Source organism: Ignavibacteriales bacterium (genome assembly GCA_016709765.1).
In the GTDB taxonomy this organism is placed as follows: domain Bacteria; phylum Bacteroidota; class Ignavibacteria; order Ignavibacteriales; family Ignavibacteriaceae; genus IGN3.
In genome coordinates this window covers 327,864-352,211 of record JADJMD010000009.1, presented here as the reverse complement: position 1 = coordinate 352,211, position 24,348 = coordinate 327,864, and the positions used below count along the sequence as shown (strand labels likewise).

Annotated in this window: 21 protein-coding genes; 20 read left to right on the top strand and 1 reads right to left on the bottom strand. The window is 32.3% G+C overall.

The features are described 5' to 3' along the window. The first annotated feature begins 20 nt into the window (after window positions 1-20). The 16 genes from pabB (at window position 21) to IPJ23_05450 (ending at window position 18,766) form a co-directional block, all read left to right on the top strand. A complete protein-coding gene (pabB, locus tag IPJ23_05525; protein ID MBK7630150.1) occupies window positions 21-1,847 on the top strand; it encodes an aminodeoxychorismate synthase component I in 1,827 nt (608 codons plus the stop codon). A gap of 81 nt (window positions 1,848-1,928) precedes the next feature. After that, on the top strand, window positions 1,929-2,972 hold the full coding sequence (locus tag IPJ23_05520) for a type 2 isopentenyl-diphosphate Delta-isomerase (GenBank protein MBK7630149.1): 1,044 nt from the start codon (window positions 1,929-1,931) through the stop codon (window positions 2,970-2,972). A gap of 80 nt (window positions 2,973-3,052) precedes the next feature. Continuing rightward, window positions 3,053-3,964 carry a polyprenyl synthetase family protein gene (locus IPJ23_05515; GenBank protein MBK7630148.1) on the top strand — a complete coding sequence of 304 codons (912 nt, stop codon included), beginning with the start codon at window positions 3,053-3,055 and terminating at the stop codon, window positions 3,962-3,964. Next, window positions 3,964-4,230, top strand: a complete 267-nt coding sequence (locus IPJ23_05510; GenBank protein MBK7630147.1) for an HPr family phosphocarrier protein — start codon at window positions 3,964-3,966, stop codon at window positions 4,228-4,230. The genes IPJ23_05515 and IPJ23_05510 overlap by 1 nt, the downstream gene beginning before the upstream one ends. Next, window positions 4,227-5,993 (top strand): phosphoenolpyruvate--protein phosphotransferase, encoded by a 1,767-nt coding sequence (gene ptsP / locus IPJ23_05505; protein ID MBK7630146.1) that lies wholly within the window; start codon window positions 4,227-4,229, stop codon window positions 5,991-5,993. Before IPJ23_05510 ends, ptsP begins: the two co-directional genes overlap by 4 nt. Before the next feature lie 2 nt (window positions 5,994-5,995). Next, window positions 5,996-7,030, top strand: coding sequence for a bifunctional phosphoglucose/phosphomannose isomerase (locus tag IPJ23_05500; protein MBK7630145.1), 1,035 nt, complete (start codon window positions 5,996-5,998; stop codon window positions 7,028-7,030). 61 nt (window positions 7,031-7,091) lie between these two features. Then, window positions 7,092-7,946 carry a peptide chain release factor N(5)-glutamine methyltransferase gene (gene prmC / locus IPJ23_05495; protein MBK7630144.1) on the top strand — a complete coding sequence of 285 codons (855 nt, stop codon included), beginning with the start codon at window positions 7,092-7,094 and terminating at the stop codon, window positions 7,944-7,946. Continuing rightward, window positions 7,943-8,407 carry a D-tyrosyl-tRNA(Tyr) deacylase gene (locus IPJ23_05490; protein ID MBK7630143.1) on the top strand — a complete coding sequence of 155 codons (465 nt, stop codon included), beginning with the start codon at window positions 7,943-7,945 and terminating at the stop codon, window positions 8,405-8,407. Before prmC ends, IPJ23_05490 begins: the two co-directional genes overlap by 4 nt. Window positions 8,408-8,418: 11 nt before the next feature. Next, window positions 8,419-9,309, top strand: coding sequence for an alkaline phosphatase family protein (locus tag IPJ23_05485; GenBank protein MBK7630142.1), 891 nt, complete (start codon window positions 8,419-8,421; stop codon window positions 9,307-9,309). Continuing rightward, window positions 9,306-11,699: a DNA internalization-related competence protein ComEC/Rec2 gene (locus tag IPJ23_05480; protein ID MBK7630141.1), complete on the top strand. Its 2,394-nt coding sequence runs from the start codon at window positions 9,306-9,308 to the stop codon at window positions 11,697-11,699. The genes IPJ23_05485 and IPJ23_05480 overlap by 4 nt, the downstream gene beginning before the upstream one ends. Window positions 11,700-11,721: 22 nt before the next feature. Further along, window positions 11,722-12,219, top strand: a complete 498-nt coding sequence (purE, locus tag IPJ23_05475; GenBank protein ID MBK7630140.1) for a 5-(carboxyamino)imidazole ribonucleotide mutase — start codon at window positions 11,722-11,724, stop codon at window positions 12,217-12,219. 295 nt (window positions 12,220-12,514) lie between these two features. Then, entirely contained in the window at window positions 12,515-14,767 is a 2,253-nt protein-coding gene (locus IPJ23_05470) for a T9SS type A sorting domain-containing protein (GenBank protein MBK7630139.1), read from the top strand. A 177-nt stretch (window positions 14,768-14,944) separates the two neighbouring features. Next, the gene (locus IPJ23_05465; protein MBK7630138.1) at window positions 14,945-16,492 is read left to right on the top strand and encodes a hypothetical protein; all 1,548 of its coding nucleotides are present in this window, start codon (window positions 14,945-14,947) and stop codon (window positions 16,490-16,492) included. A gap of 20 nt (window positions 16,493-16,512) precedes the next feature. Then, on the top strand, window positions 16,513-17,220 hold the full coding sequence (locus IPJ23_05460; protein MBK7630137.1) for a T9SS type A sorting domain-containing protein: 708 nt from the start codon (window positions 16,513-16,515) through the stop codon (window positions 17,218-17,220). A 137-nt stretch (window positions 17,221-17,357) separates the two neighbouring features. Continuing rightward, window positions 17,358-17,861 (top strand): tetratricopeptide repeat protein, encoded by a 504-nt coding sequence (locus tag IPJ23_05455; protein MBK7630136.1) that lies wholly within the window; start codon window positions 17,358-17,360, stop codon window positions 17,859-17,861. Window positions 17,862-17,959: 98 nt separating this feature from the next. Beyond that, window positions 17,960-18,766, top strand: a complete 807-nt coding sequence (locus tag IPJ23_05450; GenBank protein ID MBK7630135.1) for a DUF58 domain-containing protein — start codon at window positions 17,960-17,962, stop codon at window positions 18,764-18,766. Here the strand turns inward: IPJ23_05450 and glmM are convergent. Next, on the bottom strand, window positions 18,752-20,107 hold the full coding sequence (gene glmM, locus IPJ23_05445; GenBank protein ID MBK7630134.1) for a phosphoglucosamine mutase: 1,356 nt from the start codon (window positions 20,105-20,107) through the stop codon (window positions 18,752-18,754). The genes IPJ23_05450 and glmM overlap by 15 nt on opposite strands. Before the next feature lie 70 nt (window positions 20,108-20,177). Between glmM and IPJ23_05440 the strand changes: the two genes are divergently transcribed. The 4 genes from IPJ23_05440 (at window position 20,178) to IPJ23_05425 (ending at window position 24,338) form a co-directional block, all read left to right on the top strand. Next, window positions 20,178-20,885, top strand: coding sequence for an endonuclease III (locus tag IPJ23_05440; protein MBK7630133.1), 708 nt, complete (start codon window positions 20,178-20,180; stop codon window positions 20,883-20,885). Window positions 20,886-20,976: 91 nt separating this feature from the next. After that, window positions 20,977-22,095 carry a 4-hydroxyphenylpyruvate dioxygenase gene (gene hppD / locus IPJ23_05435; protein MBK7630132.1) on the top strand — a complete coding sequence of 373 codons (1,119 nt, stop codon included), beginning with the start codon at window positions 20,977-20,979 and terminating at the stop codon, window positions 22,093-22,095. A gap of 24 nt (window positions 22,096-22,119) precedes the next feature. Then, window positions 22,120-23,298, top strand: a complete 1,179-nt coding sequence (locus IPJ23_05430) for a homogentisate 1,2-dioxygenase (protein MBK7630131.1) — start codon at window positions 22,120-22,122, stop codon at window positions 23,296-23,298. 20 nt (window positions 23,299-23,318) lie between these two features. Then, a complete protein-coding gene (locus IPJ23_05425) occupies window positions 23,319-24,338 on the top strand; it encodes a fumarylacetoacetate hydrolase family protein (protein MBK7630130.1) in 1,020 nt (339 codons plus the stop codon). Window positions 24,339-24,348 lie beyond the last annotated feature (10 nt).

The window sequence follows — 24,348 nt, the reverse complement described above, 5'->3', positions numbered from 1 at the left end:
ATTAAACTTTTTATATGGCAATGAAGATAGAAGATATAATAAATAAAGTAGTATCAACTCCTAATGCAGCGTTCTTTTTTACTCCGCAAATTTATGGAAAGAGTGACTCATATTTATTTCTAAAGCCGAAAGAAATTATAACTGTAAAATCTTTACGAGATCTGGATCAAAAATTATCTCAGATAGACAATCTAGTAAACAAAGGAATTTATGGATATTCTTTGATCAATTACGAAGCAGGATATTTATTAGAAAAGTCTTTGAACTATCTATTACCTAGAAATGAAAAATTGTTTCAATTTTTCTTTTATGATAAAAAGGAAGTACAGAAAATAAAATCATTTGATATTGATTTTAGTGAAAGCGAAAAGTATAAAATTAAAAATTTCAAACTGAATAAATTAAAAGATGATTTTGTAAAATCAATTAAAAAAATTAAATCATACATTGAAGAAGGTGACACTTATCAAGTTAATTACACAATAAAAGGTAATTTTAATTTTAGTGGTTCCTTTTCAGGATTATTTAACAATCTTGTGTTCAATCAATCTGCTAAATACACATCCATTATCAATAATTCTAATGATATAATTATTTCTTTATCTCCGGAATTATTCTTTGAAATTAATAAAAGTAAAATCATTTCAAAGCCGATGAAAGGGACATCAAGGAGGGGAATAGAGTTGACCATTGATGCGCTTGCAAAATATGAATTGGAGAATAGTGAAAAAAATCGTGCTGAAAATGTTATGATAGTTGATATGATTCGAAATGATTTGGGCAAGATTAGTAAATACGGTTCAGTGAAAGTTAAAAATTTGTTTGAAGTTGAAAAGTATGAGTCAGTTTATCAAATGGTAAGTACGATTGAAGCGAAGATGCGAAAAAATATTAGTCTTTCTGAAGTTATAAAAAATATATTCCCTTGCGGATCAATTACAGGTGCTCCAAAAATCAGAACAATGGAAATTATTAATGAATTAGAAAAAGATAAACGTAATATTTATACAGGCGGAATCGGCTTGATTAGAAATAATAAAATTACTTTTAATGTTCCGATTAGAACTTTAACAATTAATAAAAAATCCGGCAACGGAACAATTGGACTTGGAAGTGGGGTCGTTTGGGATAGTGTAGCTGAAGAAGAATATGAAGAGACAAAATTGAAAGGGAACTTTTTATCGCATCCTGAAAAACCTTTTGAAATTTTTGAAACAATGCTTTTAAAGGATGGGAAAATATTTTTAGTTAAAGATCATCTAAATAGAATGCAGCAGACAGCAGAATATTTTCTTTTTTGTTTTGATAAAAAGCTTATTGAATCCCAATTAAATCAAATCATAAAAAATACTGACCACAAGTCGTATCGAATAAGAATTGCATTAGATAAATTTGGAAAATTGACACATTCAATTTTGGCTTTACAAGAGTTACCAAAATGTATCAATGTAATCATTTCGAATAAAAGAGTTAGTGCTAATAACAAATTTCAATATTTTAAAACTACTAATCGTATCCTGTACAATTCAGAGTATAAAAAATATTCCTCAATAGGCTTTTTTGATGTTATCTTTATTAATGAGTCCAATGAGATTTCAGAAGGTGCGATTACAAATATATTCATTCACAATAACGATATAATATCAACTCCGCATACGAATGCTGGCATATTGCCTGGAGTTTATCGAAAACATTTATTAAAAAATAATTCAATGATCCGTGAACGAAGAATATATCTGAAAGATTTAATTGAAGCTGATAAAATTGTGTTAACAAATTCTGTTCGGGGTGAGATTGAAGTGGGTAAATTATACCTTAACGAAAGCGAATTTATGGAGTACAAATAGTCATAAATCTCAGTGCGTGGTGCAACAGCATATTTATTTTATTTTCTATATTTTGCAAACAAATAATTAATCAACACAAAAATGCCAAAATCAATAACTGAAACATCAAAAAGGAAAAAAGAGCACATTGAACTTTGCTTAACGGACAAAGTTGCATTTAATTCTAAGACGAACGGTTTTGATAAATATGACTTTATACATAGCGCTATAACTGAAGTTGATATTTCAAAAATTTCATTTCAGACAAAATTATTTTCTAAGAAAATTAATTATCCTTTTCTTATTTCTTGCATGACTGGTGGAACCGAGGAAGCAGAAAATATAAATAATAGACTTGCGGAAATTGCTGAAGAATTAAAAATACCAATAGGAGTTGGAAGCCAAAGACAAGCATTAGAAAATAAAGATCATCACAATTCATACAAAATAATACGGAAAAAAGCTAAAAGTGTGCCTGTGTTTGGGAATATTGGGGCAGCACAGGTTGTTCAATCAAAGAACATTTCTGAAATATTATTATTAATTGAAATGCTTGAGGCAGATGCGTTTGTGGTTCATTTAAATCCGTTACAGGAACTTCTGCAAAAAGAAGGCGAACCAAGATTTGTTGGATTGTTAAAAAAAATAGAAAAGTTGGTTCAAAAATCTAAAGTACAAATAATTATTAAGGAAGTTGGTTCCGGAATAAGTAAAGATGCTGCGATAAAACTTTTAAATGTTGGCGTGCGTGGTATTGATGTTGCTGGTGCAGGTGGAACAAGCTGGGCTGGAGTTGAATTACTTAGAAATAAATCAACGGATAATGAATTTTGGGATTGGGGATTGCCAACTTCATTTTGTCTGAAAGAAATTTATCCATTAAAAAAGAAATATAATTTTACGTTAATCGGTTCCGGTGGAATCAATTCGGCATCGGATCTTGCTATTGCTTTTGCATTGGGCTCTGATATAGTTGCATCGGCAAGAATTATTTTGCAAACTCTCATAAATAAAGATGAGGAAGCAGTAATAAAATTAATCGTAAATTGGTTCGAGCATCTAAAAAAGATTATGTATCTGACGGGTTCTCATGATCTTACTCAATTAAAAGAAGATAAATTAATTTTAAAGGAATTATTGTTTTGAAGTTAAATAAAATAAAGAGCTTCTCATCCTTTTATGAAAGAGAACGAAAAGTAATCGATAAAAAACTAAAAAAATCTTTAATGAATAGAAATCCATTCTCACTTTATGGTCCAGCTTCTTACATATTAGAAAGTAGCGGCAAGCGATTAAGACCACTACTTGTATTACTTTCAGCACGAGCAGTTGGCGGGAGTTATAAGCAGTTTTATAATGCAGCACTATCTGTTGAAATGCTTCACAACTTTACGCTTGTTCACGATGACATAATGGATAATGCTGATTTACGACGAGGTAATTTAACACTTCACAAAAAATACAATTTAAATACAGCAATTCTTACAGGGGATATTCTTGCTGCCGTAGCGTATGAATTTCTGCTAAAAGATTGTAAGATAAATGCAAAGCAAGCATTGGATTCATTTACCAAAGGGTTGGTTGAAGTTTGTGAAGGCCAAAGTTTGGATACCGAATTTGAAACACGCAAGAATGTTTCTCTTCCGGAATACATAAAAATGATTGAGAAAAAAACTGCCGCTCTTGCTAGAATGTGCTGTGAACTTGGTGGCTATCTTGCAAATGGAAACCAGGATGATATAAAAGCACTTTCTAATTATGGAAAATACCTTGGAATTGCTTTTCAAATACAGGATGATCTGTTAGATATTATTGCCGATAAATTTGAGTTTGGAAAACGAATCGGTGGTGATTTGATGGAAGGGAAAAAAACATTTTTATTTATTGAAGCACTCGAAAAGGCAAAAGGGAAAGACAAAACTGATTTATTAAAAGTTATTTCAAATAAAGGTATCAAAGAAAATCAAATAAATTATTATAAAAAGATTTATGAAAAACTTGGTGTTATTGATGATGCAAAATTTGCGATCCGTAGTTATTCAAAGAAAGCATTAAGATCAATAAATAAACTATCCAATAAAGGGGAAATAGAAATATTCCACTGGCTGGCTGATTCATTAATTAAACGAAATAAATAATGATTGAAAAAATAGTTAAGATAGTTAATAAAGCCGGATTGCATACACGTCCTGCAGCAACAATTGTAAAACTAGCGGCAAAATATAAAAGTGACTTTTATATTTATCGGGATGGAATGAGTATAAATGGTAAAAGTATTATTGGGGTTATGACTCTTGCAGCTGAAATTGGTTCAGAGTTGACACTAACTTTTGAAGGTGCAGATGAACAAAAAGCTTGCGATGAAATTGTTGCTTATTTTGAAAGGGGATTTGACGAGTTATGAAATCTTTTAAAGACATATATAAAAAATCTGAAAACAAAATTACAGGAATTGCCGCCGCACCTGGAATTGTTATTGGTCAGGTATACTCATTTTCAAAAGAAAAACTTGAGATTAGCAAAGCACCAATTACCGATATTGAAGAATCAATAAAAAATTTTCACGAGGCTTTAAAGCAATCCAAAAAAGAATTAAATAAAATTTTTGGGATTGCTCGTGAAAAAATGGATGAAGTTAGAGCCGCAATATTTGAGGCTCAGGTTATGATACTTGATGATCCGATCTTAATTGAAAATATTGAAACAAGAATTCAAAAAGAAAAAATCCAACCTGAATTTATTGTTGCGGATGAAATATCAAAATATCAAGAGTTGATGATCATTTCGCACGAATCTTATATGAAAGAACGTGCACACGATATTGAAGATATTAAACATAGAATCATTCGCAATTTGCAAAAGAAAAGATGGCAATCAAAAATTGATAAGAACTTGATTGTTGTTAGTGAATCGTTAACTCCTGCCGACACATTACTTTTTTCTGGAAGAGAAGCGTTAGCTTTTGTTACTGATCATGGTGGTCTTACATCGCATGCGGCAATTATTTCTCGTTCGTTAAATATTCCTGCAGTTGTGGGTACACACAATGCTTCAACCCTTATTAAAGATGGTGATACAATTATTGTGGATGGTTTTCATGGTTACATCATTACAAATCCCACGGAAGATCAAATAGATTTCTTTAAAGAAAAACAAAAGAAATTATTTGAACTGCAAAAAGGTTTGGATGAATTAAAAGATCAGCCTGCAATTACGCTGGATGGAAAAGAAATTAAGCTAGATGCCAATGTGGATGTTACCGGCGAGATTGATATGGTAATTACAAGCAACGCAAATGGAATTGGACTTTATAGATCTGAGCAGATTTTAAATGAGCTTGGTAGTTTTCCTGATGAAGAAGAACAAACTATTATTTATTCCAAACTTGCATCCAGAATTTATCCAAAGGTCATAACAATTCGCGCTTTTGATATCGGTGGTGATAAATTTCGATTTAATGATTACAAAGAGCCAAATCCATTTTTGGGTTTGCGCGGGATTAGATTTCTTTTAGAAAATGAATCACTATTTCGTACTCAAATAAGAGCAGTATTAAGAGCAAGTGAAACTAAAAATATTCGTTTTATGATTCCAATGATTTCGACTTTAGATGAAGTCTGGCGATCACAAAAAATTATTCAGGAATGTAAGACTGATCTGAAAAAAGAAAAAATAAAATTTGATAATCATATTAAAATTGGGATTATGATTGAAGTTCCATCCGCTGCCGTTATGGCCAAAGAATATGCAGAAGAGATCGATTTTATAAGTATCGGAACAAATGATCTTATCCAATATATGATGGCAGTTGATCGAGGTAACGACCTTGTAACTAATTTATATCAAGAATTTAGCCCTGTTGTAGTTAGAACGATTCATCACATTGTTGAAGCAGCAAAGAATAGTAAAATTCCTATCAGTATTTGTGGGGAAATGGCAGCTGATACACTTGCAATTCCATTGCTTGTTGGATTAGGTTTGGATTCATTGAGTATGAGTCCAGCAACAATTCTTTACGCAAAAAGGATAATTCGTGATTTTGAATTTAAGAAAGCAAAAATTTTAGCGGAAGAATGTTTGCAGTGCAAAACTGAAATTGATATTCAGAAAAAAGTAAAAAAGTTTTTTGAGGAAAATAATATAACAAGAACAAGGAATATTATATAAATATGAAAATTATAGATTACGTTAAAAAGTACGATCCGCAAAATCAATTTGATGTTTTAATAAATACATATAAACAAATTGAGTTTGCTTGGAGCAATAATTTTAAAATTGATGGAATCACATCGAGTGAAATATCAAACATAATTATTAGTGGTCTTGGCGGCTCAGCAATTAGTGCTGATCTTATTAAAAACTTTTTAAGCGATGAAATCACTCTTCCTATTGCGGTTAACAGAAACTACAATTTGCCAAAGTTTGCAAATAAGAATACATTGTTCATTGCATCTTCATATTCCGGCAATACTGAAGAAACAATTTCAGCATTAACACAAGCAATTGAAGTAGGTTGCAAAATTGTTTGTATCACAACGGGCGGCGAAGTTGAAACAATTGCAAAAAGTAAAAATATTTCTTGCGTTAAAGTTCAAACTGGATTTCAGCCACGTTATTCACTTGGTTTAAGTTTTTTTTCGTTGTTAAAAGTTTTTCAAGAATTAAAACTTATTTCTGATCAAACATCTATTGTAGAAAAAATAATTAAGATTTGGAAACAAAAAGGAATTGAGTATTCGCAAGATGAAAACTTTGCGCATAATTTTGCAGAATCTTTTGTGGGATTTATTCCTGTTATTTATTCCGTTGTTGACTCCACTAGCGCAGTTGGCTATAGATTTAAATGTCAGTTTAACGAAAATTCAAAACTTCATGCATTCCACAATGAAATACCCGAGATGAATCACAATGAAATAATTGGCTGGGAATCATACCAGGAAAAAATGTTTCATTCAAAAATCATAAACATTATTGATGAAACTTATCATCCACAAATACAAAAGAGATTTGAAATATTAAAAGATCTATTTTCAAAGAGCGGAGTTGAAACGCTTAGTTTAAAAAGCAGTGAAAAATTATTTAAAGTTCGTTTACTTGATTTAATTTATTTATGTGATTGGATTACTTATTATACAGGAGTTTTAAGAGGTTTTGATCCTAGTGAGATAGATAATATTTATGAACTTAAAGATAGATTAAAATAGATTTGGGAATTAATTAAGCGTTATAAATTGCTTTTTAACACCTTTCAGAATTATAAAATTTATGATTACAGTTTTAGAAGTGATAAAACTATCTACAGATTATCTTCAAAAAAAAGGTGTAGAATCTCCTAGAGCAAATGCTGAAATTCTGTTAGCTGAGATTCTTAAATGCAAAAGATTAGAACTTTACCTTGCCTTTGATAAGCCACTTACCGAAAATGAAGTTCAACTGTATAGAGAAACGATCCGTAAAAGGGGATTGAGGATTCCGCTTCAGTACATTGTTGGTAATGTTGAATTCTATGGTTTGAAATTAATTGTAAATGAAAATGTTCTGATTCCACGAACAGAAACTGAATTACTTGTTGAGCAGATTATAAATGAATCAGATAAAAATATAGTACTAAAAATTCTTGATATTGGCGTTGGCAGTGGAAATATTTCAATAGCAATTGCAAAGAATTTACCCATCTCAAAAATTTTTGCAATCGATATAAATGAGGGCGTATTAAATACAGCAAAACAAAATGCAGCATTAAATATTTTAGAAAATCAGATTGAGTTCAAATTGTTTGATATATTTAAAGACAATGTAAATGAACTTGGAAAATTTGATTTGATTGTTTCTAATCCACCTTATATTTCTAATAGTGATTTTGATGAACTCGAGCCAGAGTTAAAAGATTATGAGCCAAAGATTGCTTTAACTGATCATTCTGATGGGGTTTCTTTTTACAGTAAAATAATTTCTTCGTCTAAAACACTTTTAAATGCTAATGGTAAATTATATTTTGAAATGGGAAAAGATCAATACCGCAAAATTTCTGAAATGATGAACTACGAAGGATTTACAAATATTAAAATCACAAAAGATTATTGCGGAATAGAAAGAATAATTTGTGGAGAACTTAAATGAGAGCCCTTGTTCAAAGAGTTTCCGAAGGCGGAGTTTACATTACAAATGAAAATTATAAAGCTGAAATTGGAAAGGGAATTGTAATTCTACTTGGAATTAAATCTGATGATACTGAAAACGATTTGTTATTTGTAGCAGATAAATGTTCAAAGCTAAGAATATTTGAGGATGAAAATGATAAAATGAATTTATCTTTAAAAGATGTTAATGGTGAGGTATTAATTATTTCTCAATTTACCTTATACGGTGATGCACAAAAAGGAAATAGACCGAGTTTTACAGATGCGGCTCGTCCAGAAATAGCTATTCCAATTTATGAAAAGTTTGTTGAGCGCATGAAAAGTAATCTGGGTGAAGGTAAAATTAAAACTGGAATCTTTGGTGCGATGATGCAAGTGAAAATTATTAATGATGGTCCGGTTACAATTTTAGTTGAATCAAAAAATTGGAATACAAATTGATCCCTGTTTTAATGATATTTATTGATGGGGTTGGAATTGGAAAGAATGATTTAGAATATAATCCATTTTTTAAATATGGATTTGAATCATTTGAAAAAATACTTGGTGAAATACCGCATTTAGAAAATCCAAAATTAAGTAGTAATGGCATTTATTGTTTTCCTGTGGATGCAACTTTGGGTGTAGAAGGTTTACCGCAGAGCGGAACAGGTCAAGTATCAATATTTTGCGGAATGAATGCTCCAAAATTTGTTGGCAAACATTTTGGACCATTTCCGTATTCAACTACAATTCCGATTATTGAAAAAGAAAATATATTTAAAGCATATAAAGAATTAGACATGTCTCCTTATTTTGCTAATGCTTACCCTAAAGTATTTTTTGATTATTTAAAATCTGGAAAAACAAGATTAAGTGTAACATCATTAAGCTGCCGTTTAACAGGCATTAAGTTAAATTCGATAAAAGAGATCAGAAGAAAGACTGCGCTTACCGCTGAGATTACAAATGAACGATGGAATCGTAAATTAAAATATCAACTTAAGGTAATTAGTCCTGAAATAGCGGCAGCAAGATTATTAAAAACTGCGTTGAAATATGATTTTACTTTATTTGAATTTTTCTTAACAGATCATTTAGGACATGGAAGAATTCCCGATGAGTTTGCAACGATCTACAAAAATTTAGATAGATTTTTGTTAAAAATATTGTCAGAAATAAATCAAAGTCAGATAACCTTAGTTATTTGTTCAGATCACGGAAATTTTGAAGATCTATCGGTAAAAACACATACATTGAACCCAGCCTTGACAATTACTGCCGGCATTCATGCCAAAGAATTAGCTGAAGAAATCATAGATCTATCTGATATTAAACCATCAATTTTAAAATATTGTACTTGAAGAATTATCCATTTATAAAAACTACAATTGCATTTATAATTGGAATTTTAGCATCAAACATATTCCAATTTAATATAAAGTATATCGCGATTATACTTTTCCTCTCCATATCACTTATAATAATTATTATTTCTAAAAACTTTCATTTTAGATATAGTAAAATTATTTCTTCAACCTTTTTGTTTTTACTGATTTTCAGTTTTGGTTTTTTCATTGCCAATCAGAATCAAACAAAAATTATTTCTCCACTTAGTGAATATCAAAAAGAAAAGAACTCTCAATTATATGCACAAGTTATAGATGTTGAACTTAAAAGATCGTTTGAAATAGTTTTTACGGTTAAGACTGATTCTATATTGATAGATAACAAAATTATTGTAACTGATGATAAATTGATTTGTAAATTCAGAGGCGATGATGAACAAAGAAAATATATTTATGATAAAATAAACTCTGGAAATAATATCTGCTTAACTGGCACTTATCAAAAGGGAAGAGAGAGAAGAAACCCTGGGGAATTTGATTATGATAAATATCTCAAGCAAAATGGTATAACCGGATTATTTATTTCATACGATGCAGATAGCATTTCTATCCTTAACTCTGAGAAGGATATTTTTAATTCAACAGTCCATTCTGTAAGAAAGACAATTGATAAAATAATTCACGATCTTCAAGATCAGCAAACTGGGGGATTGTTACGCGGATTAATTCTTGCTGACAGAAGTGAGATAGACTACGAAACTAAAAATGAGTTTATAAATTCAGGCACTGTACACATACTTGCAGTATCAGGGTTGCACGTAGGGTACGTGCTCGTGATATTTATTTTCATCTTCGGACGGTTTGGAATTTATCTTCGATCAACGCTAACCATACTTGGATTATTGGGATTTATGTTTTTAACAGGTGCTCCCCCATCTGTTTTTAGGGCAACATTAATGGCCATTGTAATTATTATTGCTTTCCTTTCGAACAGAACTACAAATATTATTAATTCAATTTCAATTGCAGCATTTATAATACTTTTAATTAATCCTAATGAGATTTATAATCCAGGGTTTCAGTTATCATTTTCAGCGGTACTTGCTATTGGAATATTGTACCCTTACTTTCAAAGAAATATTTACAAACTGCATCTAAAACAAAAATGGATTGAGTATATTTTATTATTCTTTGGAGTTTCTTTATGTGCGCAGATCGGTACATTGCCATTTACTCTTGCATATTTTAGTAAACTTTCTGTTATAGCTTTATTGGCAAACTTAATTGTTATTCCTGCTGTTGGGGTGATAATCGGAATTGCATTTATAACCATATTTATAGGATTATTTTCTTATAGCATTGCAATATTTTTTGCAGCGACAAACGATTTAATTTCAGGATTGATGATCGATTTTATCAGATTCACAGGTCGGTTAGATTTTTCTTTTTTGTGGATAAGAAATTATTCATTATATGATTCAATTATATTTTATACCGGATTAGCTTTAATTTTATTTGTGATTCAAAAATCAAATAAGCGGTTATTAAAAATTGCTTTACCAATCCTCATAATTCTTTCGATGATTATTATCACCACTTTTGATAATAAAGAACTTCTGACAAAAAATAAATTAAGTGTATTCATGATAGATGTTGGGCAGGGTGATACTTTTTTAATTAAATTTCCTAATGGCAAAACAGCCCTAATAGATGCTGGTGAAGCAAATCCATTTATAGATAATGGTGAAAGGGTAATTATACCATTATTAGATTACCTTGGAATTAATAAAATTGATTATGGATTTATTTCTCATCTCGATCTAGATCATTATGGCGGATTTGTTTCATTAATTTATCAAACCAAGATAAATAAAATATTTAGACCATTACCAGATTCATCAGAAAAATCAGTAAGATTCGAAAAGTTTCTGATGGAAAAGAAAGTAAAAGCAGATATCTATGATAGAAAATCTTTTTATGTAGGGAACACAAAAATATATTTTTTAAATGATCCTGAGAGTTTCTCATATAAAAGCTTCTCAAGTAATGATAAAAGCGGTGTTTTGAAAATTGTATTCGGTAAAACATCATTTTTATTCGTTGGTGATTGCGAACATCCCGCAGAGTATTTTCTTGCTTCCAATTTTAGGGAAATGCTGGATTCGGATGTATTAAAGGTTGGGCATCATGGAAGTTCAACGGGATCATCAATAGCATTTTTGAATTTGGTTTCACCAAAAATATCTTTGGTTAGTGCAGGAATAAAAAATAAATTTAAACATCCCTCGGAAGAAGTTATTAATTCTTTGGAAAATATAAATTCCAAGATTTACAGAACGGATCAGATGGGTGCTATATTATTGCAATCGGATGGACAAAATATTAAACAAGTAAACTGGAAATAAATATATAAAAGAAAGGTTAGTTATGTCAAAAACGATTCAAGTAGGTATAATTATGGGCAGTGACTCTGATCTTCCGATTATGAAAGAAGCATCAGGTATTTTAAACGAATTTGGAATTACAAATGAGATGAAAATTATTTCAGCTCATCGCAGTCCGCACCTGCTTGTTGAATACGCAAGCAAGGCTCATGAAAGGGGAATGAAAGTATTTATTGCAGGCGCTGGTGCTGCAGCTCATTTACCCGGTGTTACAGCAGCGTTTACTCCATTACCTGTTATTGGTGTTCCAATAAAATCAAAATCCTTAGAAGGATTAGATTCACTTCTTTCAATAGTACAAATGCCATCTGGTGTTCCTGTTGCAACCGTGGCAATAAACGGATCTAAAAACGCCGGTATTCTTGCGGCTCAAATACTCGGAACCGGAAATGCGGATATCCAAAAAAAGATTATAGATTTCAAAAAGAAATTGTCTGAAGAATCAATAAAAAAGAATGAAAAAATAGATATAAATAAATGATCTTTAATCGAATTTTAATTCTTGGCATAAAACTATCTATAAATAATTTTTATAAAAAATATTGATATAAAACTTGTGTAAAATTAAAATAATAGTTAAAATCTGCTCACAATTAAGGAGCATTTTTATTTATTTAGCTTACCTCATAAATTATTCATCTTATAAAGCTTAAGATTTAATTATTTGGTATTGGATTTGTGTAGTATGTATATGTATTAAAGTGTTGTTTGATCTCCAAACAACAATTAAATCTATAACTAACTTAATATCTTCTCAACTATTTCACGGAGGTTCTATGTCAAAATCGTTCCGGTTACTTAATCTTTCTTTTTTAAGTTTGGTAATGCTGATATTTTCATCTCAGTCATATACCCAGGATGTAACAAATAATCAATTTGGTCCTGCTCCTCATAATAAAATTAGTGATTTAGGTGGTCAAAATGTTACAATTCCTATAGAGGCTAATACTGGATATGGAAATGATGCTATTGCTGGACCATTTGTTTCCGTTCCAGTTCCTTCAGGTACGCCTGTAAGTACAGTGGGTGGAAATTTTTCGGCAGCATTTTTAGCCGGTGCTGATTTTGATGCGAATGGAGTTTATTATGCATGTACCTATGGTGGTGCATTAGGTGCAAGTACGCTAATAACTGTCGATCTTTCAACTGGTGCGCCAACACTTGTTGGTACTATTACTGGTATCACTCAATATCCAACTTCATTAGCTTTCAACAAAGCTAATAGTACTTGGTATTATGGTGAAACTGATGGAGTAACATCTAAATTATTTACAATTGATATTACCACTGGTGCAGCAACTTTAGTCGGAACTATTACAGGTGTTGCCGGATTGATTGGAATGGCTATTGATTGTGATGGAAATGCTTATGGTGTTGACATTTCTACAGATCAATTATATTCGATTAATCTTTCTACAGCAGTCCCAACAGCAATTGGTTCTTTAGGTTTTGATGCAAGTTATGCTCAAGATTGTGATTTTGATGCAGCAACAGGAACTCTTTATTTAGCTGCTTACAATGTCACTTCAAGTGCGGGTGAATTAAGAACTGCTAATCTAACTACGGGTGCTACTACTTTAGTTACAAGTTGGGGCGCCGTAGAAATCGCTGGTTTTGCGATAGATAATACTTGCGGTTTACCTTGCCCTGTAGGTCAATCAAGTAATCCAAGTCCTGCAAGTGGTACAACTGGTGTTGATGTTAATGCACCAGGAAATGCAACCTGGACAAATGGTGCTAATACAACACAAGTAGAAGTATTTTTTGGACCAGTTGGGAACGTAGTTTCTGTTTATAGCGGAACACCAATTACTTCATTGGCAATTCCAAGTCCATTACTATATGCAACCACATATCAATGGAGAGTTGTTTGTAAAAATGATACTTGTAGTGCTCCAGCAGCAACATGGTCATTCACCACAATGCAAAACCCACTGTTAGTACAAGATACAATAACAGTATATCCACAAAGTTTAGATTACTGGACAGGAACCACAGATGGTGTTACAAAAACACAAGTAAGTATAGTTGATGGTAATAACACACTAGATGGCTGGATGAAATTTGATATAAGTGGAATTCCATTAGGTTCAACAGTTACGGGAGTAACCTTCAAAGGATACGTAAATGCAACAAACTGGCCATATTGGTCATTAACACCAATGGCATTGGATCCAGTTGCCGGTACTGCCGCAAATATTTATGCAGCAATCCAGGCTGGTGAATTACAAGGTACAGCGTATTTATTTTCAAATGAAGCAAGTACATATACCACAGGTCCAAAAACCTATCCATTGGTAGATGGTAATATACTTGGAGATTTGACAGCAGCAGTAGCAAACGGTTGGTTTGCAATGGGAATGTCATCAAGAGATAACAGTGCAACATTCTTTATAACATTTGATGGATGGGCTCAAGCAAATCCACCTTCACTTTTTATAAATTACGAGTATGTTACACCAGTTGAATTAACATCATTTGCAGCAACCACAGATAACAAGAATGTAAATTTAAATTGGTCAACAGCAACTGAATTGAACAACAGCGGCTTCCAGGTAGAAAGAAGCAGTGGAAGTGAATACCAGGTTGTAGGATTTGTGGCAGGCCACGGAACAACAACAGAAGTTCAAAACTATTCATACAGTGATAAAAATGTTGATGCAGGCACTTATACATACAGACTAAAACAAGTAGATTTTGATGGAACATTTGAATATTCAAATGCCATAGAAGTTGAAGTATTAGGCGTAAAAGAATTTGCATTAGGTCAAAACTATCCAAATCCATTCAATCCAAGTACAAAAATAAACTTTAGTTTAGCAGTAGACAGCAAAGTAAGCTTAAAGATATTTGATGTATTAGGACAGGAAGTAGCAACATTGATAAATGGACAATTAGCAGCAGGAAGCCAGGAAGTTTCCTTTAATGCAAGTTCATTAAATAGTGGTGTATATTTCTACAGAATAGATGCAAGTGGAATAGACGGACAGAAGTTCAGTTCAGTAAAGAAGATGATTTTAACAAAATAAAATCATTAACTTAAAAGTTAGTATTAAAGCCTCGCTGAAATATGCGGGGCTTTTTTTATGTTTATATTTTTTTTATTCTTTTAAAAATTCCTAAAACCTTGCATTGCATAAAAAATATTATTAAAATCTATCTGTCAATCCAATATTTTTTAACTATTTCAAACATTCGGAGGTTTTATGTTAAAAAGAATTTTCACTATTTCTCTTCTTCTTGCTCTTTTTGTGGGGAATAATGTATTCTCTCAATCAGAAGGCAATCTGGATATTAATCCAAATTTACTTCCTGAAAAGATTCAGCCCAGCTATCCGACAACTGAAGCAACCTGGGATATCCAGTTCAATTATGATGCTGTTGCAGTTACTGGTGCAGCTGGTAATGCGGGTGCAGTTTTTATCCCAACTATCAACAAGTTTTGGACAAGCAGATGGGCAACAGGTATTATTCATCAATGGAATGCTGATGGTACTTTAGATCAACAGTATACTCTTCCATTTACCGGTACAAGAGGCATGTGTTTTGATGGTCAGTTCGTTTATCATTCAACATCTACTACTACCGTTCAAATAGTTGATCCTGCAACTAGAACTGTTGTTGGAACAATTCCTGTAACAGGCGCTCCAAATGGATTCAGATTTATCACCTATAATCCTGATGGCGATGGTGGCAATGGCTCAATAATAGGTGGAAACTGGACAGCTCCTAATTTGAATTTTTATGAATTTAGTATGACAGGTACTTTGTTACGAACCATAACAAATGCAGTAACAGGTGTTTATGGTGTTGCTTATGATAAATGGTCTCCTGGTGGTCCATTTTTATGGGTATGGGGCCAAGGCACTGGTGCATTAGGTCCTCAGTATATTCAGCAAATGGATTTTACAACGGGTCTATATACCGGTGTGCAGCATGATGTAGCTGCTGATATCGCACCTGGTATCGCAGGTGGACTTTTCATTGTTCCAGATTTAGTTCCGGGCTTTGTTACTTTAGGTGGTATGCTTCAAGGTGATCCTGGACCAGATAGATTGTTTGGTTATGAACTAACCGCGAGTGGTGGTGTTCCATGTCCAGTAGGCCCAGCTACTAATCCAAGTCCTGCAAGTGGTACAACTGGTGTTGATGTTAATGCACCAGGAAATGCAACCTGGACAAATGGTGCTAATACAACACAAGTAGAAGTATTTTTTGGACCAGTTGGGAACGTAGTTTCTGTTTATAGCGGAACACCAATTACTTCATTGGCAATTCCAAGTCCATTACTATATGCAACCACATATCAATGGAGAGTTGTTTGTAAAAATGATACTTGTAGTGGTACTCCAGTTGCAAATTGGACATTCACCACAATGCAAGATCCATTATTAGTACAAGATACAATAACAGTATATCCACAAAGTTTAGATTACTGGACAGGAACCACAGATGGTGTTACAAAAACACAAGTAAGTATAGTTGATGGTAATAACACACTAGATGGCTGGATGAAATTTGATATAAGCGGTATCCCGGCAGGTGCCACTATCACAGGTGTAACCTTCAAAGGATACGTAAATGCAACAAACTGGCCATATTGGTCATTAACACCAATGGCATTGGATCCAGTTGCCGGTACTGCCGCAAATATTTATGCAGCAATCCAGGCTGGTGAATTACAAGGTACAGCGTATTTATTTTCAAATGAAGCAAGTACATATACCACAGGTCCAAAACCTATCCATTGGTAGATGGTAATATACTTGGAGATTTGATAGCAGCAGTAGCAAACGGTTGGTTTGCAATGGGAATGTCATCAAGAGATAACAGTGCAACATTCTTTATAACATTTGATGGATGGGCTCAAGCAAATCCACCTTCACTTTTTATAAATTACGAGTATGTTACACCAGTTGAATTAACATCATTTGCAGCAACCACAGATAACAAGAATGTAAATTTAAATTGGTCAACAGCAACTGAATTGAACAACAGCGGCTTCCAGGTAGAAAGAAGCAGTGGAAGTGAATACCAGGTTGTAGGATTTGTGGCAGGCCACGGAACAACAACAGAAGTTCAAAACTATTCATACAGTGATAAAAATGTTGATGCAGGCACTTATACATACAGACTAAAACAAGTAGATTTTGATGGAACATTTGAATATTCAAATGCCATAGAAGTTGAAGTATTAGGCGTAAAAGAATTTGCATTAGGTCAAAACTATCCAAATCCATTCAATCCAAGTACAAAAATAAACTTTAGTTTAGCAGTAGACAGCAAAGTAAGCTTAAAGATATTTGATGTATTAGGACAGGAAGTAGCAACATTGATAAATGGACAATTAGCAGCAGGAAGCCAGGAAGTTTCCTTTAATGCAAGTTCATTAAATAGTGGTGTATATTTCTACAGAATAGATGCAAGTGGAATAGACGGACAGAAGTTCAGTTCAGTAAAGAAGATGATTTTAACAAAATAAAATCATTAACTTAAAAGTTAGTATTAAAGCCTCGCTGGAATATGCGGGGCTTTTTTTATGCGCTATTTTTGTTGAATTGATAGTTCAACATCGTTTTGATAACTTTACATATAAAATTAACTCAATCAGGAAACCATATGAAAAAGTATTCTCTTTTATTAATAATTTCTTTACTTATTATTTCGTGTTCAAAAACTTCAGATCAGGAATACCTTGATCAATCAAATAAATTGCTTACCGAAAATAAGATTCCTGAAGCTGTAAAATCATTGGAAACGCTATTAAATGAATATCCAGAGAGCAACCTAGCCCCAAAAGCATTGGTTCAATTAGCTGGAATATACCAAAATCAACAAATAGAAGGTTTAACTTCTAAAAAATCTTTAGAAAAAGCTGAACAATATTACTACCAGGTTTATGAGAAATATCCTAATAGTGAAGAAGCTCCTTTAGCACTATTTCAGGCAGGTATTTTACTTGATGATGCATTGAAAAATTATGATGAAGCAACCAAAATTTATAATCTTTTTCTTGAAAAATATCCAAATGATAAACACGCAGTAATTGTTAAACAATCTTTAGATATTATGGGCATTGATCCAAATGATATTATTAATAAAAAAGAAGCTGCTAAAGATTGAGCGATTCATTTGTTGATTATAAAAGTTACTTAGATCCAAAAATCATTTCCAGAATCGGAAGCCTTGATTTAAGAGCTCGATTAGTTGTTGAAGGATTTATGGTTGGATTGCATAAAAGTCCATACCATGGATTTAGCGTTGAGTTTTCGCAGCATCGCCCGTATATGCAAGGTGATAATTTACGCAGTGTAGATTGGCGTGTGTTTGGCAAGACAGAAAAATATTATATAAAGCAATATGAGGAGGAAACAAATTTACGCAGCTACATAATTCTTGATAGCAGTAAATCTATGGGGTATTCTTCTAACAATAACCCATCAAAACTTGATTATGCATCAACATTAGTGGCGGCTCTGTCTTATATGATGATAAAACAGCAGGATGCAGTTAGTTTAACTATTTATTCAGATGAAATTAAAAAGCATTTACCACCCAAATCATCTAACAGCTATTTACAGCAGATTCTAAAAGAATTAGTTACGCTTAAAGCTTCTTCAAAAACAAACACGTCTGATGCATTGAATAAAGTCGCTGAAAAAATTAAGCGCCGCGGACTCGTAATTATAATATCAGATTTCTTTGATGATCTTGAAAAAACATTAAACGCAATTAAACATTTTTCGCATCAGAAAAATGAAGTAATTGTATTTCAGATACTTGATCCAATGGAAAGAACATTTGGTTATGGCAAAGATGCTATCTTTAAAGATTTGGAAACCGATGAAGAATTGACCACTCAACCCTACCAGATTCAAAAGGCATATCAGCAGGCAATGAATGAATTTACAAATAAGATTAAACGAGAATGTTTAAACTCAAATTTTGATTACAACCTGTTAGATACTTCTGTTCCATTTGATAAAGCACTTTTTAGTTATATCCAAAAACGATCACGACTTCATTAACTCGTTTATCTCATCAAAGTATTTTTTAGACAAATTTTCAGAATGTTTAAGAGATTTTGATTCAGTAATTATTCTTACAATTGGCTCGGTGTTAGATTTTCTGAAATGTACCCAATGATCCTTGTAATCAATTCTTAATCCATCTTCAGTAATAATATTTTCTTTAGAATAAAATTGGGTCAGTTTATCAATAACAACATCAGGTGAAACATTTTTTAATTCAATCTTTTTCTTTGCAATATAATATTGTGGTAATTCGCTTTTTATTTCAGAAAGTTTCTTTCCAGAATCAGCTAAATATTGTAATGTAAAAGCAATTCCAACTAAAGCATCACGACCATAATGTAAAGAGGGATAAATCACACCGCCGCTGCCTTCGCCACCAATAACCGCATTAACTTCTTTCATCCTTTTTACAACATTTGCTTCACCAACTGCAGAACGGTATACGGTGCAGCTATTTTTCTTTGCAACATCTTCAACGGCTCGCGTGGTTGAAAGATTTACAACGACATTGCCTTTAGTTTTACTTAAAATAAAATCTGTAGCTAGAGTAACCGTATTCTCCTCTCCGAAAGGTTCACCTTCATCGGTAACTAATACTAATCGGTCAACATCAGGATCAACCACGACAGCAAAATCTGCTTTACTTGTTTTAACAGTTTTCATAGTTTCAATTAAATTTTCAGGTAATGGTTCCGGTAGGCGGGGGAAGATACCGGTTTTTTCGCAATTCATTTCAATTACATCACATCCAAATAATCTTAAGTAATCCGGAATGCAATAAGCTCCTGCTCCGTTTACACAATCAACGAGTACTTTAAATTTTTTAGTTTTTATTTTTTCTATATCAATAATTGGCAGTTTTAGTATTGCATCAATATGATTTGAAATTCCCTGTGAAGAGATTGTCCTTTTCCCGATCTTACTCCAATCAACATAAGGGTTTGGAATATCTAAAAATCTTTTCATGTTTTGATGTTCTTCAGGTGACATAAACTGACCTGTACTGTTTAACAATTTCAGAGCATTCCATTCATTAGGATTATGGCTTGCAGAAATAGCAATTCCACCTTGCGCGTTTAGAGTTTTTACGGTGAATTGAACTGTAGGAGTAGGACAAATTCCAATGTCAATTACATCTAATCCTTTTGCAAGTAAAGTTCCAGTAACTATTTGATTTACCATTTCACCAGTGATTCTGGCATCACGCCCTACAACAACTTTTCCGCTTCCAACAAATCCAGCAAAAGCATCTATATATTTAACAATAACTTCTGGATCCAAACCGGCACCAACAATTCCTCGAATTCCTGAAATACTGACCATTAGAGTTGACATTAAATTTCTTTCAATTATTTATTATAAAAATAATGATTTAAATGAATATCTTTGTAAAAAAGCATTAGAAATGAAAAAGAAAATTGAAAAAATAAATACTCTCTTAATCAATGATTTTGGGATTCCACCAAGACCTAAAAAACTTCCAAATCCTTTGGATACAGTGATTGGAACAATATTATCTCAAAATACAAATGATAAAAATTCTTATAAAGCATATAAAAACTTAAAAGATAATTTTAGGAACTGGAATGAACTTGCAGAATTAACCCCAACTAAAATTGAAAAGTTTATTAAAGTTGCAGGATTAGGCAAACAAAAATCAAAAGCTATTTATGAAATATTAAAATCCTTAAAGAACAAACAAAATAAGGTCTCATTAAATCACATTAAAAATAATTCTGATGAGGAAATTTTAGAAGAGCTTACTTCTTATAATGGAGTCGGAGTAAAAACTGCAAGCTGTGTGCTGTTATTCTCACTTGATAGAAATGTTTGTCCAGTTGATACACACGTTCACAGAACTTTAAACAGAATTGGTATTGTTAAAACTAATAATCCAGAAAATACATTTTACGATATCTTTAATAACATACCGGAAAAAACCGCACATTCTTTTCATACAAACCTAATTAGATTGGGAAGAGAAATTTGTAAACCAACTAATCCAAATTGTACTAGATGCCCATTGCTAAGCATTTGTAAGTTCGAGGAGAAAAATTTAAAAACGGCGAAAACTAATAAAAAAATCGATTTTATGTTATTAGACAATCTTTAAAACTTACAATCAAAATCTACTTTTTTATAACCTCTAAATGTTTTAACTTTAATACAATTATTTACCCTCAATAACTTATCGGAGTTTTTAAATGTCAAACAATTTAGGATTGATTGGATATGATTTTGTTGAGTTTTATGTCGGCTCAGCAAAGATGTGGGCATACTGGCATGCAAAAGCAATGGGCTTGCAGGTAAAAGCATATCTTGGACCTGAAACCGGACATAGAGACAGAGTTTCATACTTTTTAGAAAAGAATAATATTAGGCTAGTTCTTACATCTGCAGTTAAACCTTCAACATATGATGTCGCTTCATTCGTTGAGCGGCACGGTGATGGTGTAAAACGCTGGTCTGTTCGTGTTAGTGATGTAAAGAAATCTTTTGAAACATCTTTAAAGAATGGTGGCATTCCTGTTCGTTTCCCTAAAAAGATAGAAGACGAAAATGGTTTTATTGAAGAAGCCGCAATAAAACTTTATGATGATGCTGAAATAGTATTTATTAATCGCGAAAACTATAAAGGATTATTTAAACCCGGTTTCGGTAAACCTGTTCAAAATATTAATATTACAAACGAAGATACCGGATTGGAAAGTGTTGACCACATTGTGGGAAATGTTAGAACTAATGAAATGAATCTTTGGGCAAATTATTTAAATAAAAGTTTAAACTTTGAAACCTTTATAGAATTTGGTGAGGGCGATATATCGACCAAATATTCTGCATTACTATCAAAAGTTGTACGATCACGTGAAGGTGCGCCAATAAAAAATCCTATTAACGAACCATTTGATGGATTAAAAAAATCTCAGATCGAAGAGTATATTGATGAATATTTTGGTTCAGGAATTCAGCACGTTGCGATTACTACAAAGGATATTATCACGACAATCAAAGCGATGCGTGCAAATGGTGTGGAATTTTTAAGTACTCCACCTGAGACTTATTATAAAATGTTAAAAGAAAAAGGTTGGAACATAAAAGAGAATGTTGATGAATTGCAGAAACTTGGAATTCTTTGCGATCTTGAAGGTAAAGGATATTTATTACAACTTTTTACTAAACCAATAGGTGATAGACCAACTTTTTTTTATGAAATTATCCAGAGATGTGATGGTGCAGAAGGTTTTGGGCAGGGAAATTTTCAAGCGTTATTTGAATCAATCGAAAGAGATCAAGCTGTAAGAGGTAATCTTGATAAAGATTAATATAGCCAAAAAAAGGAGTTTATAATGCCATTTTATGTTAAAGTAGGAAAAGTACCACCAAAACGTCATACAACTTTTTATAAGGAAGATGGTAAATCTCTTTATAGGGAAGAATTATTCAGCACTAAAGGATTTTCAGGAATCTATTCTAATAAATATCATCTTTATATGCCTACAGAGGTTGAAAAGATTGATGAAATTCAAATTGATTCATCAGGAAATGATTGGAAAGATGCTCCGTTAGAGTACTATCACTTTATTACTGATATTGTAAAGTCTAGGGGAAATATTATAACAGCACGAAATGAATTTCTAAAAAACGAACATTGTGTGATTTCAACTGCTCATCTTTCTGAGGATACAAAATATTTTTATCGTAACAGTCAAATGCACGAAATGTTATTTGTACATCACGGAAAAGGTGTTTTACTTACGGAATATGGAAAGATAAATTTCACAGAGTGGGATTATCTAATAATACCAAAGGGTACAACATATCAGATTAAGTTTGATGATTACAAAAAAAATAAATTATTTATAATTGAATCTGATACTCCATTCGATATTCCAAAGCATTTTAGAAATGAATATGGACAGTTAACAGAAGAAGCACCATATTATGAAAGAGATTTTCGTGTTCCTGAGTTTACAAAACCAATAGATAAACTTGGAGATTTTAGATTAAGGTTAAAAGTTCGCGACAGAATGTTTGAATACAAAATTCCGCATCATCCATTTGATGTTGTTGGTTGGGATGGTTTTCTTTATCCATACGCATTTAACATAAAAGAGTACGCTCCAAAAGTTGGTAAGATTCATTTACCGCCTCCAATTCATTTGGTATTTACTACGCAGCATTTTGTTATTTGTAATTTTGTTCCACGTTTGTATGATTTTCATCCTGATGCAATTCCAGCACCATATTATCACTCCAATGTAGATAGCGATGAAGTCCTCTATTATGTCCATGGTGATTTTATGAGCAGAACAGGGGTTCAAGAAGGCTCAATTACTTTACACCCAATGGGAATACCACATGGTCCGCAACCAGGAAAAACTGAAGCTTCAATTGGAAAAAAACAGACGGATGAATACGCTGTTATGATTGATACTTTTACTCCGCTTTACGTTACAAAAAATGTAAAAGAAACTATGGTAAATGATTACAGTCAATCCTGGCTGAAAAAAGATAAAGAAAAATAAATTGAAATAAGGAATTACTAATGAAGTTCGTGTCATATCTAAATAAAAAAGAAGAGCGAGTTGGATTCTTTTATCATGATAATGTATATGATTTACAGAAAGCTGCTTCTTCATTAAAATTAAAATTACCTTCAACGATGAAAAAATTTCTTGAAGGTGAATCTGGAAATATGAAAATTGCCAAAAAAGTTTTTGAAGCAATTAAAAAAGGGAAAATAAAATCCGGAATAAAATACAGCAGTATTAATCTTTTAGCCCCAGTTCCAAACCCAACTTCTTTGCGCGATGGTTATGCTTTTCGGCAGCATGTTTCCACTGCACGAAAGAACAGGGGAGTGGAAATGATTCCTGAATTTGACCAGTTCCCGGTTTTCTATTTTGGAAATCACAATGCAGTAACGGGTCCGGGAAATATTAAAGTTGAAGATGATCATCTAAAAGGATGCGACTTTGAACTTGAATGTGCAATAGTTATAGGGAAGAAAGGTAAAAATATATCATCCTCAAAAGCAGATGACTATATCGCTGGTTATTTAGTAATGAATGATTTATCTGCACGTGTTTTACAAATGGATGAAATGAAGCTTAGTCTTGGACCAGCAAAAGGAAAAGATTTTGCTACAACTATCGGCCCCTGGTTAGTCACTCCTGATGAATTAGAAGCTTATAAAGTTAAGACAAAATTTGGAAATAAATACAATTTAGAAATGACAGCCAAACATAATGGCAAACAAATATCAAGTGGTAATGTAAACCAAATGGATTGGACCTTCGCAGAAATTATTGAACGGGCAAGTTACGGGGTTACATTATATCCCGGAGATGTTATTGGTTCCGGTACTGTAGGCACAGGTTGTTATTTAGAATTAAACGGTACATGGGCCATTGAATCTAAAGAAAAAGGACAAACACATAATCCAATTTGGTTAAAAGATGGCGATGAAATTGAATTGGAGATTAAGGGTTTAGGAGTATTAAAAAATAAAATTAAAAAATCTAAAACTAATCGTTCAATTCTATCTAAGAAAAAAAATGTTTAATGTAATTACC